Source organism: Acidovorax radicis, assembly GCF_020510705.1.
Taxonomy (GTDB): Bacteria; Pseudomonadota; Gammaproteobacteria; order Burkholderiales; family Burkholderiaceae_C; genus Acidovorax; species Acidovorax radicis_A.
The window spans coordinates 3962958-3979231 of the sequence record NZ_CP075184.1; the positions used below are offsets into that span (position 1 = coordinate 3962958).

General features: G+C 63.8%; 16 protein-coding genes. 5 read left to right on the top strand and 11 right to left on the bottom strand.

The genetic code is table 11. The features are described 5' to 3' along the window. The first annotated feature begins 45 nt into the window (after positions 1–45). The 4 genes from KI609_RS18105 (at position 46) to KI609_RS18120 (ending at position 4341) form a co-directional block, all read left to right on the top strand. Positions 46–654 (top strand): hypothetical protein, encoded by a 609-nt coding sequence (locus KI609_RS18105; RefSeq protein ID WP_226444939.1) that lies wholly within the window; start codon positions 46–48, stop codon positions 652–654. A gap of 176 nt (positions 655–830) precedes the next feature. Beyond that, positions 831–2162: a tetratricopeptide repeat protein gene (locus KI609_RS18110; protein ID WP_226444940.1), complete on the top strand. Its 1332-nt coding sequence runs from the start codon at positions 831–833 to the stop codon at positions 2160–2162. Positions 2163–2543: 381 nt separating this feature from the next. Next, on the top strand, positions 2544–3530 hold the full coding sequence (locus tag KI609_RS18115; protein WP_226443853.1) for an IS5 family transposase: 987 nt from the start codon (positions 2544–2546) through the stop codon (positions 3528–3530). 274 nt (positions 3531–3804) lie between these two features. After that, positions 3805–4341 carry a hypothetical protein gene (locus KI609_RS18120; RefSeq protein ID WP_226444941.1) on the top strand — a complete coding sequence of 179 codons (537 nt, stop codon included), beginning with the start codon at positions 3805–3807 and terminating at the stop codon, positions 4339–4341. A 56-nt stretch (positions 4342–4397) separates the two neighbouring features. Here the strand turns inward: KI609_RS18120 and KI609_RS18125 are convergent, their stop codons facing one another. The 8 genes from KI609_RS18125 to KI609_RS18160 all read right to left on the bottom strand — a co-directional run bounded on the left by KI609_RS18125 (position 4398) and on the right by KI609_RS18160 (position 11042). Continuing rightward, positions 4398–5069 (bottom strand): histidine phosphatase family protein, encoded by a 672-nt coding sequence (locus tag KI609_RS18125; RefSeq protein ID WP_226444942.1) that lies wholly within the window; start codon positions 5067–5069, stop codon positions 4398–4400. 182 nt (positions 5070–5251) lie between these two features. Further along, positions 5252–5473, bottom strand: coding sequence for a hypothetical protein (locus KI609_RS18130; protein WP_226444943.1), 222 nt, complete (start codon positions 5471–5473; stop codon positions 5252–5254). A gap of 78 nt (positions 5474–5551) precedes the next feature. Further along, on the bottom strand, positions 5552–6436 hold the full coding sequence (locus tag KI609_RS18135) for a DUF429 domain-containing protein (protein ID WP_226444944.1): 885 nt from the start codon (positions 6434–6436) through the stop codon (positions 5552–5554). Between the two features lie 3 nt (positions 6437–6439). Continuing rightward, a complete protein-coding gene (locus KI609_RS18140) occupies positions 6440–7321 on the bottom strand; it encodes a DMT family transporter (RefSeq protein WP_226444945.1) in 882 nt (293 codons plus the stop codon). Between the two features lie 271 nt (positions 7322–7592). Further along, positions 7593–8015 carry a BLUF domain-containing protein gene (locus tag KI609_RS18145; protein WP_226444946.1) on the bottom strand — a complete coding sequence of 141 codons (423 nt, stop codon included), beginning with the start codon at positions 8013–8015 and terminating at the stop codon, positions 7593–7595. A gap of 2 nt (positions 8016–8017) precedes the next feature. Continuing rightward, positions 8018–8743, bottom strand: coding sequence for a GTP cyclohydrolase I (gene folE, locus KI609_RS18150; protein WP_226444947.1), 726 nt, complete (start codon positions 8741–8743; stop codon positions 8018–8020). Positions 8744–8908: 165 nt separating this feature from the next. Next, positions 8909–10147, bottom strand: coding sequence for a cardiolipin synthase ClsB (gene clsB, locus KI609_RS18155; protein ID WP_226444948.1), 1239 nt, complete (start codon positions 10145–10147; stop codon positions 8909–8911). 157 nt (positions 10148–10304) lie between these two features. After that, a complete protein-coding gene (locus KI609_RS18160) occupies positions 10305–11042 on the bottom strand; it encodes an endonuclease/exonuclease/phosphatase family protein (protein ID WP_226444949.1) in 738 nt (245 codons plus the stop codon). Between the two features lie 135 nt (positions 11043–11177). Here KI609_RS18160 and KI609_RS18165 point away from each other — a divergent pair, with 135 nt between their 5' ends. Then, positions 11178–12929, top strand: a complete 1752-nt coding sequence (locus KI609_RS18165; RefSeq protein WP_226444950.1) for a response regulator — start codon at positions 11178–11180, stop codon at positions 12927–12929. An 81-nt stretch (positions 12930–13010) separates the two neighbouring features. Here the strand turns inward: KI609_RS18165 and nudB are convergent, their stop codons facing one another. The 3 genes from nudB to aspS form a co-directional block, all read right to left on the bottom strand. Continuing rightward, on the bottom strand, positions 13011–13499 hold the full coding sequence (nudB, locus tag KI609_RS18170; protein ID WP_226444951.1) for a dihydroneopterin triphosphate diphosphatase: 489 nt from the start codon (positions 13497–13499) through the stop codon (positions 13011–13013). Positions 13500–13518: 19 nt separating this feature from the next. Continuing rightward, positions 13519–14346: a CsgG/HfaB family protein gene (locus KI609_RS18175; protein WP_226444952.1), complete on the bottom strand. Its 828-nt coding sequence runs from the start codon at positions 14344–14346 to the stop codon at positions 13519–13521. 110 nt (positions 14347–14456) lie between these two features. Further along, positions 14457–16271 (bottom strand): aspartate--tRNA ligase, encoded by a 1815-nt coding sequence (gene aspS, locus KI609_RS18180; protein WP_226444953.1) that lies wholly within the window; start codon positions 16269–16271, stop codon positions 14457–14459. Positions 16272–16274: the final 3 nt, after the last annotated feature.

Below are 16274 nucleotides of genomic sequence, written 5' to 3' on the forward strand. Positions count from 1 at the left end.
CGCTTGGGGCCACCACCACCACGCAACACCTCACCGAATCACCGCATGGACATTCTCATCCTGGCGATCCTCATCGCCACCGGCACCTTCATGCTCAACGCCAAAGAGCAGCGCAAACGCATCGTCCTGCTGGGCAGCCACCTGGCCAACTACCAGATTGAAAAGCTGATGGAAGCCCTCACCGACGGCTACCTGCGTGCCCTGGGCGAAAGCACCGACGAGCGGCGCAGCCAGATCTGGAGCCTGCTCAGCACCACCGAATCGCAGCTGAGCGAGCAATTCGGCCGCTTTGCGGCAGACTTTGCCAAGCTGGACGAAGACCGCACCCGCGTCAGCCGGCTCGCACTGTCCATTCCGTTTGCCGAAAAAATCCTGCCTGCGCTGACCTTCGACATGCGCAAGGCGCTCGCCATCCACGCACGCGGCATTGCCCATGTGGCACAAGACACCGGCCACCTCACGCCCAAAGACCGCGCCTACATGATGACGGCTGAACTGTTCCTCATGCAGCACACCTGCCACTGGTTCTGCAAATCCAAAACCGTGGCCACCGCCCGCATGCTGGCGCGCCACCAGACGCCCCACGAGCAACTGGTCGCCTCGGTGTCAGCAGAAACACGCAAGGCCTATCTGGCGCTGATCAAAGGCGGCTGAAATGAAGCGACACCCCCCTGAGGCCCTACGGGCCTTCCCCCCGCTCTCGCAACGCTGCGCGCTGCGGGCAGGGGGACGCAGCCAGCGCGGCGGGGCGGCCCTTGCGCGGCAGCCCTGGCCTGCGCCGTGTCGAGCCCATGCATCGGGGGTGAGGCTTAACGCTGTGGATCACTGACATGCCTCCAAGAACCGACAGCCTGGGCAACCCCGTCACCCTGCACGACGCGGCCAGCGCGGCGGCCTTGAATGACTTTGTGGAAGGCTTCATCGCCTGCGAGGCCCGCGCGGTGAATGTGCTGAACGCGGCGGCAGACACCAGCCCCATCGTGCAGGCCAGCTGCGCCGCGCTGCACATGTTTGCCGAATCGGCCGACGCCCCGCGCAACGCCCGCCCCTTCATCGACCAAGCGTTGGCCCATGCCCCTGAGGCCAGCGAGCGCGAACAACGCTTCGTAGCCGCCATCGCCGCCTGGGTGGATGGCGACCTGCCCCGCGCCGTTGCGCTGCACGAGGAGCAAGCCCGCTTGTTTCCCCGCGACCTCGCCTCCCTCAAGCTCGGCCAATACCACTTGTTCAACCGTGGCGACTCGCCCGGCATGCTGCGCATCGCCCTGCAGGCCCTGCCCGCCGCAGCCGACGTGCCCTACCTGCACGGCATGCTCGCCTTTGGCTGGGAGCAATGCCACCGCTTGCCAGAGGCCGAAAGCGCCGCACGCCACGCCATCGCCTTGTGCCGCAAAGAACCCTGGGCCCACCATGCGCTGGCCCACGTCATGCTGACCCAGGGCCGCATCCGCGAAGGTACCGACTTCATGGCCAGCGTGAGCGACACCTGGACGGGCCTGAACTCCTTCATGGTCACGCACAATTGGTGGCACCAGGCGCTGTTCCTGCTGGAGCAAGACCGCCACGCCGAAGTGCTGGCGCTCTATGACCAGCAGGTCTGGGGTGTGGTCAAGGAATACACGCAGGACCAGATCGGCGCCGTGTCACTGCTCGCCCGGCTGGAGCTGGCGAGCGTGGACGTGGGCGACCGCTGGACCGACGTGGCTGGCCACCTCGCACTGCGCCTGGCCGACCATGTGCTGCCGTTTCTGGACCTGCAATACCTCTACGGCCTGGCCCGCGCCGGGCGCATGGAGGCCGCACGCACGCTGCACAACAACATCGCCGCCCACGCCGCCACCCGCACCGAGTCGCATGAACGCACCGTATGGCAGCAGGTGTGCGTGCCTGCCGCTCAGGGGCTGATGGCGCATGCGCAAGGCGACTGGGCGACGGCAGTGGAGAAGCTGGGCACGGCCCTGCCACGGCTGGTGGAGATTGGCGGCAGCCATGCGCAGCGGGACTTGTTTCACCAGATCTGGCTGGATGCGCTGCAGCGCAACGGGCAGTGGGCGGCGGTGCAGAATTTGTTACAGCCGTTGGTGAATGGGCAGCCGGAGTCGGTGCGGTTGGCAATGCAGGTGGGAGTGGTGTGTGCCGCGTTGGAATTACCTGTAGGCTGAGGGCGCAGGTAAGAGCCGCCGTTTCGCCCACTTGCCCCGGTCTTAGATTGGTCTAGCTATGTCTTCCCCTCGCAAATTCATCTCGGAGTTCGGGCTGCACGTCTGCACAAGCTACTGCTGGCTGCTGCAACAAGACGGACTTAGTCAGCTCAGCGATCTTCCGGACGATCCTCATATTTACATCGTAGGACGACGACCGAGAATTTCAATTGATCCTCGGTCCGTCGTTTTCACTTCTGACACTATCTCTGGACGCTGCTTCAAACATGTGCGCGACGAGAAGATTGAGATTCCATTTATTGCTAGAAACGAGCTAGGGATTCTCTGCACAAATCCCTGCGTAATGTGCTTACGAAGGCTTGAAGCCGAGACAATAAGGCCATGAAGCAAAGCAGCCTGGGCCTGAGCAATACCACCAAGCGCACACGCAAGCGCGAGTTCCTTGATGCGATGGAGTTGGTGGTGCCCTGGGCCGAGTTGGTCTCGCTCATTGAGCCCTACGCCCCAGAGATCGGACGCCGGGGCCAGCAGCCCTTTGCGGTGCAGACCCTGCTGCGTATCCATTTCATGCAGCAGTGGTTCAAGCTTAGCGACCCAGCCATGGAAGAGGCACTGCACGACGTGCCAGCCTTTCGGGACTTTGCCGGCCTGTCTCACTGGGACGAACACATTCCCAGTGAATCGAGCATCCTGCGTTTTCGGCATCTGCTGGAGCGCCACAAACTGGCCGATCAGATCCTCGCTACGGTCAATGCCCTGCTGCAAGCCAAAGGGCTGCAACTCAAAGCAGGCACGGTGGTGGATGCCACGCTGATTGCGGCGCCGACGTCCACCAAGAATGAAGGCAAGGCACGAGACCCCGAGATGCATCAAAGCAAGAAGGGCAACGAGTGGTACTTTGGCATGAAGGCTCACATTGGCGTGGATGCGGATTCAGGCCTGGTGCACAGCGTGCGCGGCACCAGTGGCAATGTGAACGACGTGATAGAAGCCAACAGCCTGCTGCACGGGCAAGAAACGGATGCCTTTGGCGATGCGGGCTACCAAGGAGTGGACAAGCGGCCCGATGCCAACAAGAACGTGCGCTGGCATGTAGCCATGCGCCCGGGGTTGCGCCGGGCTTTGGACAAAAACAAGCCTGTGGATGCGCTGATCGACCAACTTGAACGCACCAAGGCCAGCATCCGGGCCAAGGTGGAGCACCCGTTTCGGGTGCTCAAGCAGCAGTTCGGGTACGTGAAGGTGCGCTACCGGGGGCTCATGAAGAACACGGCGCAGATCGTCACGCTGTTTGCGCTGGGCAATCTGTGGATGGCAAGGCACAAGTTGCTGGCCTGCATGGGGCAGGTGCGCGTGCAGGGGGCGTAAAGCCTCCGATATAGGGGCAATGGCCCTCGCCAAACGCCTGCTGGGTGCGCTGCGCACGCCTCATTACTCAAAGCGAGTGCTGTTTTAGTTCAGGCATCGCTGTGACATAGCCAGAACCGATTCGTGAAGAGCTTCCCTAGGGGGCACGGACTTATCTGTGCAATCGAGCTATCCGTATACGGAAGTGGCATTCGTTGCGTCAGATGGAAAACCACTGCTTTCCGCAAAGTCAGCAATGCTTTTGGGACTTTGCGGGCCAAGGTACTGTGAGCACTTGGATCTTGAAGTCCTTTATGTCGGGCAATCGTACGGCGACGGGGGCTCCAGAACAGCAGTGGAACGGCTTCAGAGTCACTCGACCCTCCAAGGTATTTATGCCGAGGCCATTCGTCAATCCCCTGACCAAGAAATCTGGCTAGTTCTACTTTGCTTTGAACGTTACATGCTTGCGAGCTTCGATGGCATCACAAAGAACTATCAGACGACTGAGGAAGAGGATGACCGCCACAGAAGTGACGTAATTTACAACCCGGTGTCGGAACAACAGGAGGTCAATTTCACTGAAGGAGCTCTTATCAAGTACTTTCGACCTGAGTTCAACATCAAGTACAAAGACTCTTTTCCAAGTCCTGCGCACGCCACGTACGAGGAGTGCTATGCGGTCGACCTGAATGCGGTTGCCGTAGAAGTGCAGACCGAGGACTTGATGCTCCGACTCTGGTCGTCTGCGATTGCTCCGCAGTGGACTCATATTGCCAAGTACCCACTTCACAGCGAGCAACAGAGACGGTCAATGTTTGAGTTAGTTTGAAAATCGCCTTGACTGAAATAGAGACTATTACGTCTCAACGTCAGCAAAATCAACCCTCACCGCACCACCAACTTCGTCTGGTCATACACCGGCTGCTCCGGCAAATCCGCCAGGTGCCGCACATCGGCCCAGTCCAGCACCTCCACGGCATCGCCACGCACCCGCACGCGGTTGAGCCCCGCGTTGGGGATGTCGCTCTGGCGCGGGCCGTCCAGCCCGGTGCCGCGTGCAGTGCGCCAGATCATGTCGAGCACGCCGCCGTGGGTGACGACCATCACGGTCTGGCCGCTGTGCTGCTGGGCGATGCGGTAGACGGCGTCCATCACGCGGGTATGGAACTGGCGGGTGGTCTCGCCGCCAGGCATGCCGTAGTCGGCTTCAAAACGCAGCCATCGCGCCCAGGCGTCGGCGTGTTCCTGTTTGACGTCGTCCACGCGCTTGCCGTCCACCACACCAAAGTTTTGCTCGCGCAGGGCGCTGTCGGTCAGGGTGTCGATGCGGGCCTGGGGGAAGAGCACCTGCAGACTGGGCGTGGCGGTTTGCTGGGTGCGGATGAGGTCGCTGCAGACGAGGTGGTGCACCACGGGGCGCTCTGCGGCCAGGCGCTCGGCCAGGCGGCGGGCCTGCTCATGGCCGGTGGCGTTGAGGGGCACATCCACGTGGCCCTGAAAGCGCAGTTCGCGGTTCCAGTCGGTCTCTCCGTGGCGGATGAGGATGAGTTCGGTCATGCCTTGCATTATCGAACGCAGACACACTATTGCAAGTGTTTTTGGCTGCCAGCGCTTATTGGGCAAGCGCTAGCAGCTATGATTTTTATAACACCCCAGCCAACACCTACGGCCATGAGGCGGCGGGCTGCAGTTGGCGCATAGGGCGACCTCGGCAGCGCCCGCCCGACTGCGCCCGCGCCTCAACGCATGGGGATCACCAGCACCTTGCGCCGGGGGTGGCAGCCCGGGCCGTCGTAGGCAGCGCTGTCGCGCTCCCAGTTGGGGCCGGGTGAGGTCTGTGCACACACCCGGGCGCCATCCAGCCTGCTGCGCCAGTAGTACCAGGGCGCGGGCGCGGCCTGGGCCAGCGTGACCAGCAAGCCCATGGCCCCGGTGAGCACGAAGCGTGAAATGAGTGACATGAAGAGAAGAACGAGGGTAAAGGTAAAGGCGGCGAGGCAAGACCAGCAAGCAGGCACGCAGGTGCGCCTGCCGCCATGCTAGCCAGCCTGCGTGGGGCCAATGGCCTGAAAAGCGGCGGCATCGGCCGTCACGATCCAACCTTCGAGCGGGTCCAGCCCCGGCGGCAGGCCATACAGCGTGTCGCCGTCGTCCGCATGGCGCTGCTGGGCCCACGCAGCCTGCAGCAGGCACAACACGGCGTCCAGGCTGTCGCCGCTGGCGTCGTCGATCAGCAGGTCGCGCTGGGCGTGGGTGAGCTTGAGGCGCAGGCCCAGCCGGGTCTGGCCCATCTCCAGCGCGTTCACCAGGTCCTTGCGGGCAATCAGGCGGTCGGGCGACTGTTTGGCGCGGTCGTCGCTTTTGTAGCTGCGCCGCTGCAGCACCTCACGCGCGAGCAGCCCGGGGTAGGCCTCCAGCGCCACGCGGCGGGGGTCGCCAGCATGCAGGCCTGGCAGGTGGACACCCGCATCCAGCAGCAGCGGTAGCCCCGCGTGCAGCATGTAGGCCACGGGTGGGTTCACCCATTTCATCGACGGGCTGGAGCCGGCGGGGCCGTCAGTGGCGCGGTGGGCAAACTTGCCACCCACCGGGCGGGCGTCGCAGAACGCGGCGAACTGGTCGCGGATCTGCGCGCGGCTGAGCGCACGGTAGTGATGCATGCACGCCAGCCAGTCTGTGGGCCAACCCAGCGCTTGCACCAGTTCGCGCGGCAGGCCAAACGGCAAGTCGAAGCCGCCCACCCAGTCGCCCGGCTCGGCCAGCCACTGGCCCAAGGCGGCCAGGGTTTCAAAGCGCTGCAGCGCGGCGAGCTGAACCCGCGCGCCCTGGCGCTGGCCCAGGGCCAGCACAATGGACTTGCGCCGGGAGGGGCTGCTGGAGAAATCACAGCCCAGCAGCAAGGGGGTGACGTGGGTGCCCGTCACGGTCTATCCCAATGCCAGCGCCGTGACGCCCGCGGCGATGCACAGGGCACCAAAAATGCGCGCCACTCGGTCGCCCTCGCCCAGCAGATGGCCGCCGATGAGTGCTGCAAACAACATGGACACCTCGCGTGCCGGGGCCACGTGCGACATGGGCGCCTGCTGCATCGCATAAAGCACCAGCACATAGGCCACGGGGCTTACCACCGCCACCAGCAGCGCAAACCGCCACTGCGCCAGCCAGAGCGTGCGGGCGGCGGGCAGATCCCGCAACACCACGGGCGCGAGCAGCCCCACGCGCACAAAGTTGCCCATGTAGTCGATGAGGATGGGCGACATCAGCAAAAACTTGACCGCATAGCCATCGACCACCGTGTAGCTGGCGATGAAGGCGCCCGTGAGCAAGCCATAGGCCATGCCCTTGTGCACGCGCGCGCGGGCTGCAGGGTCGTGCGCGGTGCGCAGCAGACCGGGGCCACCGGCAATCAGAAACACGCCGCCCACCACGCCCACAATGCCCAGCGCGCCCAGCGCCGATATCTGCTCGCCCAGCAGCGTGATGGCCACCAGCGACGAAAGCAGCGGCCCCGAGCCGCGTGCCAGCGGGTACACCACGGTGAGGTCTGCCTTGCGGTAGCCGCGCAAAAGGATGACGTAGTACGCCACGTGCAACAGGCCGCTGGCCACCACCAAGCCCCACTCCACGGCGCCCCAGCGCGGCACCACATCGCGCCCCATCCACCAGCCCAGCGGCGCCCAGAAGAACATCATCAGCACCGACGTGAAAAACGCAAACCGCGAATCGCCCCCGGCTTTCTTGGCGGCAATGTTCCAGCAGGCGTGGATGAGCCCGGCGAGGATGATGAGGGCGAAGGCGGTGGGGGTCACGGGTCAGAAAGAGAGAGAGCTTGAATGCAAAAAAGCCGCAGCGCCATGGCGACTGCGGCTTGATGTGGCCTAGAGAGTTTATCGATTCAAGGGCTGCGTACCGCCCACAACGCCCGCAACTGGCGCGGCCCAGACAAGCTGCCACCGTGCAAGGGCCGCCAAGCTGCGCAGGCAGCGCTTCGCTTGCGTGCACCGGTGGCGTCCCCCTGCCCGCACCGCGCAGCGGTGCGAGAGCGGGGGGAAGGCGCGCAGCGCCTCAGGGGGGTGATCTCTAAGCTCTGCCGATGATGGAGGCTGTCGCCATCAGCTCTTCGAGCAATGCAAACGACACCTTGCCCGACACCGCATAGGGGTCGAGTTCAGGCTTCTCGGAGTACTTGAGCAAGATGGAATGGTTGATCTTGGAGAGGTTGACCTGCCCCATCGTCCAGCCGCCAAAGCGGCGTTCGGCGATTTCTTCGTAATGCAGCAGCTCCACGTTCTTGTGGCGCGGGTCTTTCTGGATGTGGCCATACAGGTCGCTCACCGCCGAGCGGCCGCCTTCGATGGCTTGCAGAAACACACCACCGCCGTAACACAGCACACCGGTGATGCCACAACCGGGGTTGTGCTGGCGCGATTGCATCAGGATCGCTTCGATGGCAGCGGGAGAGGTGTCCACTGCGCGGCTGGCATAAAGCAGGCGTACCAACATGGTCAGTTCTTTCCGGGGATGAGGGAGAGGAATTCGCGGCGCAGGGCGCTGTCCTTGAGGAACACACCCCGCATCACGGAGTTGATCATCTTGCTGTCCATCTCGCGCACACCGCGCCAGGACATGCAAAAGTGGCTGGCTTCCATCACGATGGCCAGGCCGTCGGGCTGCGTCTTTTCCATGATCAGGTCGGCCAGTTGCACCACGGCCTCTTCCTGGATCTGGGGGCGCCCCATGATCCAGTCCACCAGCCGCGCGTATTTGGACAGGCCGATCACGTTGGTGTGTTCGTTGGGCATGACACCAATCCAGATCTTGCCGATGACCGGGCAAAAATGGTGGCTGCAGGCGCTGCGCACCGTGAGCGGGCCCACGATCATCAGCTCGTTCAGGTGCTCGGCGTTGGGGAACTCGGTGATGGGCGGCTGCGCCACATAGCGGCCCTTGAACACCTCGTTGAGGTACATCTTGGCCACGCGGCGCGCGGTGTTGTTGGTGTTGTGGTCGCTGTCGGTGTTGATGACCAGGCTGTCGAGCACGCCCTGCATCTTGACCTCCACCTCGTCCAGCAGCTTCTCCAGCTCGCCGGGTTCGATGAACTCAGCAATGTTGTCGTTGGCATGAAAACGCTTGCGTGCGGCGGCAAGGCGCTCTCGGATCTTGACGGAGACGGGCGTGCCTTCGTCCGGTGAAATGGGCGTCATATCGGCGGCAGGTTGGCTGGACATGGGCAGAATCGTAACAGCGAACGCTGCGCCGCAGATTTCAAGGGTTTTAGGCCTCCAGCGCTTTATACACAAGCGCTAGCAGCTATTAATTGAATAGCAATCGAGTTTCATGCACCGCAGGTGCCATCGGCGCCAACCCCCTCCGCCCCCAACCCACGCCAAAGATCAATACCGGTTGCCCGTCACCCACAGGGCCAGCCGCATCAGCGCAAACGCGATGCGGTCGAGCACCCGCTGGCGCAGGGGTCGGCCCGCGTAGCGTGCGGGGTCCATGCGGTGGCCTGCGTGTTGCATGGCCTGCACCAGGCGCTGGTGCAGGTCGGTGGCAAAGGCGGCGTCTTCCACCACCACGTTGGCCTCACGGGCCAGCAACAGGCTCAAGGGGTCAAGGTTGGACGAGCCCACCGTGGCCCAGGGTTTGTCGCCAAAGGCGTCGATCACGGCCACCTTGGCGTGCAGAAAACTCGGGGCGTATTCGTAGATCTCCACGCCCGCCTGCAGCAGCGCGCCATACACGGGCCGGGCTGCGTGGTATTGCATGAAGTATTCATAACGCCCTTGCAGCAGCAGGCGCACGCGCACGCCCCGGCGTGCGGCCATCACCAGCGCCCTGCGCAGCTTGCCGCCGGGCATGAAGTAGGCGTTGGCGATGATGATTTCATTGCGCGCCCCGCCAATGGCGCGGCGGTAGGCTTTTTCAATGCGGCTGCGGTTGCGCACGTTGTCGCGCAGCACCAAGGCGGCGCGCATGGACGGGCCTGCATTGCCGCCCCTGGCCGCATGTTTGGCGGCGCTGGCAGCGCGCAGGGCCTGCAGCGCCTCAGGCAGGCGGCGCTGGCGCACGTCGCGCACGGCCTGCATGCGCCACCACAGCTGGTCCATGGTGTCGCTGGCGGTGGTCACCAGGCTGCCTGTGGCCATCACGGCAAAATCAAAGCGCGGCGCATCGAGCGCGCCGTGGTTCGGGTCATGAAAATCATCAAGCACGTTGATGCCGCCACAAAACAGCATGCGGCCATCCACCACACACAGTTTGCGATGCAGCCGGCGCCAGCGCCGCGGCAACAGCAGCCCCAGCGGGCCCAGTGGTGAATACACGCGGTATTGCACGCCCGCAGCCGCGAGGCGCTGCGCCCAGGCCGGCGACAAAGTGCCGGTGCCCACGCCATCCACCACGAGCTGGGTGCGCACGCCGCGTTGGGCGGCGCGCATCAGCGCCTCGGCCACGTCCGCACCGCTGCCGGTGAAGTCAAAGATGTAGGTCTCGAACTGGATGTCCGAGAGCGCGGCGTCCATGGCCTCGATCAGCGCCGGAAATAACTCCTCGGCCCCCTGCAGCAAGCGCACCTGGTGGTCATTCGCAAAATCAAAACGACGGTCTTGCTGAAAAGGCTTTTGTCTCATCGCAACGATCCATCGCGCTGCGCACCGCCCGCAGCCCATGAAACCGGCGCTGCCCAGGCCAGTGCACCCGTGGAACTGGCTTTGCCAGGCCACTGGGTGCGTCCCCCTCCCGAAGGGGAGGGGGACGGCGCGAAGCGGCTCAGGGGGTGCTTCACCCTCACAGCCGAAACTCGGCGATCAACGGAAGATGGTCTGACATGCGCCACCAGATGCGCCCCCTGGGCACGTGCAGCGACAGCGGCGTGAGGCCCCGCACATACACGTGATCGAGCTGTGCCAGCGGCAGTCGGGCCGGGTAGGTGAAGGTGCGGGGAGCATCGAACTCATACAACGAAAAGCCCGCGAGCATGCGTTTGATCTGCAGGCCCCAGTCGTTGAAGTCCCCCGCCACCACCACCGGCGCGCCCGCTGGCACCTCACGCTCTATGAAGCGTTGCAGTTGCGAGATCTGGCGCAAGCGGCTGCCGGGGATGAGCCCCAGATGCACCACGATCACGTGCAGGCGGCGCCCATGGGCATCCACCTCGACGTGCAACAGGCCGCGCTGCTCAAAGCGGTGGTCGGAGATATCTTCGTGCTGGTGCCCCATCACCGGCCAGCGCGACAGCAGCGCATTGCCGTGCTCGCCATGTTTGGTGAATGCGTTGGTGCGGTACACGGCCTCATAGCCCTCGGGCGCCAGGTACTCGGCCTGGGGCACATCGGGCCAGCGCTGAAAATACGCGGCTTCGCGCCGGTGCAGCTTGCGCACTTCCTGCAGGCAGACGATGTCGGCATCGAGCTGCTCGACCGCCAGGCCCAGGTTGTGAATCTCCAGCCGGCGCGCGGGCCCCAGCCCCTGCACACCCTTATGGATGTTGTAGGTGGCTACCCGCAAGATATCGTCGTGTTCCATGGCCTGATTGTGAAGCAGCCAGGGCGATGCCCCTATGACGAAGAGCGGGTTTGCCCGATGCAATAATTTTGTTGCATAACGTTACACTCAACCCATTCCCACACGGCACAGCGGCAGGACCGGCCCACCCCCACGATGGCCACCGAAAACGAAACCCCCGCCGCACCCCCTGTGTTGGCGCTGATTGTCGACAGCAATGCGACCTCACGCAGCATCTTGGTGGGGCAACTGCGCGAATACGGCGTTACCCGCATCGTGCAATGCACCCGCGTGCAGGACGCCCGGGCACGGCTGGAACACACGGTGTTCGACTACGTGCTCTGCGACCAGTATTTTGGTGAAGGCGGCTATTCAGGCCAGACCCTGCTGGACGACCTGCGCCGCGCGCAGCTGTTGCCGTTTTCGACCGTGTTTTTCATGGTGACCGCCGAGGCGTCGTATGCCGCCGTGGCCGAGGCGGCCGAGTCGGCGCTCGACGGCTATCTGCTCAAGCCCTTCACTCCAAGCGCGTTGTTCGAGCGGCTGGGGCTGGCGCGGCTGCGCAAAATCCATCTGCGCCCGATTTTTGACGCCATTGAGGCCGAGGATTTTGAAAGCGCCGCCAGCCTGTGCGTACAGCGCTTCGAGGCCCGCGCACCCTATTGGCTGTATGCCGCACGCATTGGCTCGGAGCTGCTGCTGCGGCTGGGCCGCCATGACGAGGCGCGCACCCTGTTCGAGGCCGTGATCGATGCCCGCGCCCTGCCCTGGGCCAAACTCGGTGTGGCGCGCGCGCAAATTGAATCGGGCCAGGCGGCACGCGCCATCACCACCTTGCAAGGGCTTATTGGCGAAGACGCTTCGTTTGCTGATGCCTATGACGTGCTGGGGCGCGCGCAGGTGGAACTGGGGCACTTTGCGCAGGCGATAGAGACCTACCGCACCGCCAGCGCACTCACGCCCGACTCGGTGGTGCGGCTGCAAAAGCTGGGAATGATGTCGTACTACATGGGCGATCGCGACACCGCCACCAAGGTTCTGGCGCGTGCGGCGGTGCTGGGCATTGACTCCAAGCTGTTCGACTTCCAGTCGCTGGTGCTGCTGACGTTTTCCTACTTTGCCGACAACGACCGCAAGGGAATCGAGCGCTGCATGGCCGACTTCAGCCGCACTCTGGAGCGCCACCACGCCAGCGCGCGGGTGCAGCGTTTTGCCGAGGTGGCACGCACGCTGCAGCTCATCCAGCAGCGGCAGCTGTCGCAGGCAGTGGATTCGGTGCGTGCCCTGGTCCGGGAGATCACGGCCAGCAGTTTCGACTTCGAGGCCGCCTGCAACCTGGGCAGCCTGCTGGCGGTGCTGGCCACCACATCGATCGATCTGGCTGACGGTGAGCGCTGGGTGCGCGATCTGGGCATGCGCTACGCGAACACGCGGGGCCTGACAGAACTGATGGCCAACGCCTGTGGCCTGCACGCCCCGTATGGCGACATCGTGCGCGACTGCCTGCAGCAGATCAACAAGACCGCCGAAGTCGCCATGGCGCAAAGCCTGGCTGGCGACCCCACCGGCGCGGTCAACAACCTGCTGCAGCACGCCGAACACACGCTCAACTCCAAGCTGCTGGACATGTCACAACAGGTGCTGCTGCGGCACTCTGCCCGCATGGCAAGCCCCCAGGCGCAGCAAGAAGCCATCGACACGCTGCGCCTGCGCATGGGCAGCGCGCCCACCCGGGCCATCCTGGGGCAAGACAGCGAGCGGCACCCGGGCGGCGTGGTGCTGCGTGTGCGCAGCACCACAGACAACAGCCCCATCCGCATCCCGCCGCCGCCCCAGGACAGCCTGGCGCCCGGCGCAGAGCCCGAAGCACCCGATCCCGCTTCCGTTTTGCGCCTGCGCCCGCTGTAGCGCCACGCGCCACGCGACACCCGCGCTGGTGTTCTATCCGGGCACCGGTATCAAGGGACCAGTTAAGAACGTGTTCACGATCTAGCGAGGGGGCGAGTCGGTTGGAGAACAGGCCGCAAAGCGTGGGAGCAGCAGACACGCTTCGGCATTGGATGCAGAAAAGCAGCGGTCGGCAGCCCGCTGCCAAGGCAGCCATTCAAAGGCGTCGTGCTCGCGCGGGCTCAGCGCCACAGGCGTGCTGGGGGGCACACAGAGGCCAAAGACACGCTCCCGGTTGCGCACCACGCCCGGCGCATACCGATGCAGCCATTGCGGCCAGATGTCATACACGTTCTCGAGCGCCCAGTCGACCAGCACACATCCATCGGCGCGTGTATCGATGCCGGTTTCTTCGAACACCTCGCGCCGGGCGGTTTCCTCGAAAGCCTCGTCCGGCGTGTCCTTGCTGCCGGTCACCGACTGCCAGTGGCCATCGCCGCCCGTGCGGCGTATCAGCAACACGCCCAGCGCTGGCGTGTGAATGACCACCAGCACCGACTCCGGGATTTTGTAGACAGGCCTGTGGTGCACGCTTTTATTCTGCGCCCTGTCAGCCGCCAGCTGCGGCGCGGTTGTGGGTGGGCACTGGCGGCGGCAGCTCTTTGGCTTCGAGCTCCCGCACCTGTGTGACCAACTGGTTGTGCGCATCCAGAAATGCGGCGGCGATGACCTTGCCTTCGTTGGTGTTGCTCCACCCCGCGCCCGCGCCGCCGCCCAGTTTGCCAAACACCAGCCCGCCCACACCCAGGTCGGTTGTGCGCGCCGACCCGGTGGCGGCAGCCACCTGCTCGGTGGTTTCGTTGTCCGACAGCAGCAGCGCCGTTTGCGCCTCTTTGAACTTGACCTGCTCCACCAGGCCAGCCAGCCCCGCAATGTCGCGCAACACGGGAATCATCGCCACCACGCCCGCGAGGCCACGACCCGCGTCCTGCTCGCTGAAGGTGAGGCTGGGCGTGAGCGTGTACTGGGCCTCATACCCTTTGCCCTTGGCCACCGTCGATTTCTGGCGCAACACCCCTGCTTCTTTGAGTTCTTGCTCCTGGATCGTGCCGCGCAAGCCCGCATGGCGGTCCACCACGCGGAAACACCCACTTTGCTGTGCCAGCAGCTTGATGAGCGGCACGGGCGACGCGGGCAACTGGTATGCGGAACTCATCACATAGCCGTTCGGGTTTTCTGCCAGTGCCAGCGTGGCCACGGGGGCGTCACAACGCACCAGCTCGCGCGCCGCGTTCTGCGCGCCCGCAGGGCCTGCCGAGCCCTTGACCACCGAGCCGCCCTCGCCCAGCTCGGTTTTCTTTTCCCCACACGCTGCAAGCGCCAGCAAGCCGGCCAGCGCGATGACGACACGGGGGTTCACAAGACGGTGGGGATTCATTGCTTTTTTTGAAAAATTAAAATAAACGGCGGGGGATAAAAAAAGGGCGCCCGAAGGCGCCCTGTGGATTCTGCCCGAAGGCCCGCAGGCGTTCAGCCCGCACAACCCGGTTATTCGGCCTTGACCGCGTCGGGATTGCGCAAGCGGATGTGCAGCTCGCGCAGCTGCTTTTCGTCCACCGGCGACGGCGCCTGGGTCAGCAGGCACTGGGCGCGCTGGGTCTTGGGGAACGCAATCACGTCGCGAATGGACTCCGCACGCGTCATCAGCGTGACGATGCGGTCCAGACCAAACGCCAGGCCGCCATGCGGGGGCGCTCCGTATTGCAGGGCGTCGAGCAGGAAGCCGAACTTCTGCTGCGCTTCTTCTGGCGTGATCTTGAGCGCATCAAACACTTTTTGCTGCACGTCAGCGCGGTGGATACGGACCGAGCCACCGCCCATCTCCCAACCGTTCAAGACCATGTCGTAGCCCTTGGAGATGCACTTCTCGGGCGCGGTGACCATGTAGTCCTCGTGGCCGTCCTTGGGCGCCGTGAAGGGGTGGTGCACAGCCACCCAGCGGTCGTTTTCTTCGTCGTGCTCGAACATGGGGAAGTCCACCACCCACAGTGGCGCCCAGCGGTCTTCGAACAGGCCGTTCTTCTTGCCGAATTCGCTGTGACCGATCTTGATGCGCAGCGCGCCAACGGCATCGTTGACAACCTTCTCCTTGTCGGCACCGAAGAACAGCAGATCGCCGTCCTGTGCACCGGTGCGCTTCAAGATCTCGGCAATCGCTGCGTCGTGGATGTTTTTCACGATGGGGCTTTGCAGGCCATCACGGCCCTTGGCCAATTCGTTGACCTTGATGTAGGCCAGGCCCTTAGCGCCGTAAATCTTGACGAACTCGGTGTAGCCGTCGATCTCGCCGCGCGAGAGGCCGCCGGTTTCACGCGCGCCACCAGGCACACGCAGCGCCACCACGCGGCCCTTCTTCATGTTGGCGGCGCCCGAGAACACCTTGAAATCCACGTCCTTCATCACGTCGGTGAGTTCGGTGAATTCAAGCTTGACGCGCAGGTCCGGCTTGTCCGATCCGAAGCGGTGGGCCGCGTCCTGGTAGGTCATGACCGGGAACTCGCCCAGGTCCACACCCAGCGTGTTCTGGAACACGGTCTTGATCATCTCTTGCGTCAGGTCGCGGATCTCCTGCTCTTCCATGAACGATGTTTCGATATCGATCTGGGTGAACTCGGGTTGGCGATCAGCGCGCAGGTCTTCGTCGCGGAAGCACTTCGTGATCTGGTAGTAGCGGTCAAAGCCCGCCACCATCAAGAGCTGCTTGAACAACTGGGGCGATTGGGGCAGTGCGAAAAAATGACCATCGTGCACACGGCTGGGCACCAGATAGTCGCGCGCGCCTTCTGGCGTGCTCTTGGTGAGCATGGGGGTTTCGATGTCCACGAACCCATGTGTGTCGAGGAATTTGCGCACTTCCATGCTGACGCGGTAGCGCAGCATGAGGTTGTTTTGCATGTAGGGGCGGCGCAGGTCCAGCACGCGGTGCGTAAGGCGCGTGGTTTCCGACAGGTTTTCTTCGTCGAGCTGGAACGGAGGCGTCACCGAGGGGTTGAGCACCTTCAGTTCGTGGCACAGCACCTCGATCTTGCCGCTTTTGAGGTTGTCGTTGGTGGTGCCAGAGGGGCGCTCGCGCACCAGGCCCTTGACCTGTACGCAGAACTCGTTGCGCACGTCTTCGGCGGTGGCGAACATATCGGCACGGTCAGGGTCACACACCACCTGCACCGAGCCTTCGCGGTCGCGCAGGTCAATAAAGATCACACCACCATGGTCGCGGCGGCGGTTCACCCAGCCAGAAAGGGTGACGGTTTGGCCCAGCAGGGCTTCGGTCACAAGACCGCAATAGTGGGAACGCATGGCCATGGC

Coding starts and splice junctions, on each gene's coding strand:
- KI609_RS18105 (WP_226444939.1), top strand. CDS start 46: ATGGACATTCTCATCCTGGCGATCCTCATCGCCACCGGCACCTTCATG.
- KI609_RS18110 (WP_226444940.1), top strand. CDS start 831: ATGCCTCCAAGAACCGACAGCCTGGGCAACCCCGTCACCCTGCACGAC.
- KI609_RS18115 (WP_226443853.1), top strand. CDS start 2,544: ATGAAGCAAAGCAGCCTGGGCCTGAGCAATACCACCAAGCGCACACGC.
- KI609_RS18125 (WP_226444942.1), bottom strand. CDS start 5,069: ATGACCGAACTCATCCTCATCCGCCACGGAGAGACCGACTGGAACCGC.
- KI609_RS18130 (WP_226444943.1), bottom strand. CDS start 5,473: ATGTCACTCATTTCACGCTTCGTGCTCACCGGGGCCATGGGCTTGCTG.
- KI609_RS18145 (WP_226444946.1), bottom strand. CDS start 8,015: ATGTTGGTACGCCTGCTTTATGCCAGCCGCGCAGTGGACACCTCTCCC.
- folE (WP_226444947.1), bottom strand. CDS start 8,743: ATGTCCAGCCAACCTGCCGCCGATATGACGCCCATTTCACCGGACGAA.
- clsB (WP_226444948.1), bottom strand. CDS start 10,147: ATGAGACAAAAGCCTTTTCAGCAAGACCGTCGTTTTGATTTTGCGAAT.
- KI609_RS18160 (WP_226444949.1), bottom strand. CDS start 11,042: ATGGAACACGACGATATCTTGCGGGTAGCCACCTACAACATCCATAAG.
- KI609_RS18165 (WP_226444950.1), top strand. CDS start 11,178: ATGGCCACCGAAAACGAAACCCCCGCCGCACCCCCTGTGTTGGCGCTG.
- KI609_RS18175 (WP_226444952.1), bottom strand. CDS start 14,346: ATGAATCCCCACCGTCTTGTGAACCCCCGTGTCGTCATCGCGCTGGCC.
- aspS (WP_226444953.1), bottom strand. CDS start 16,271: ATGGCCATGCGTTCCCACTATTGCGGTCTTGTGACCGAAGCCCTGCTG.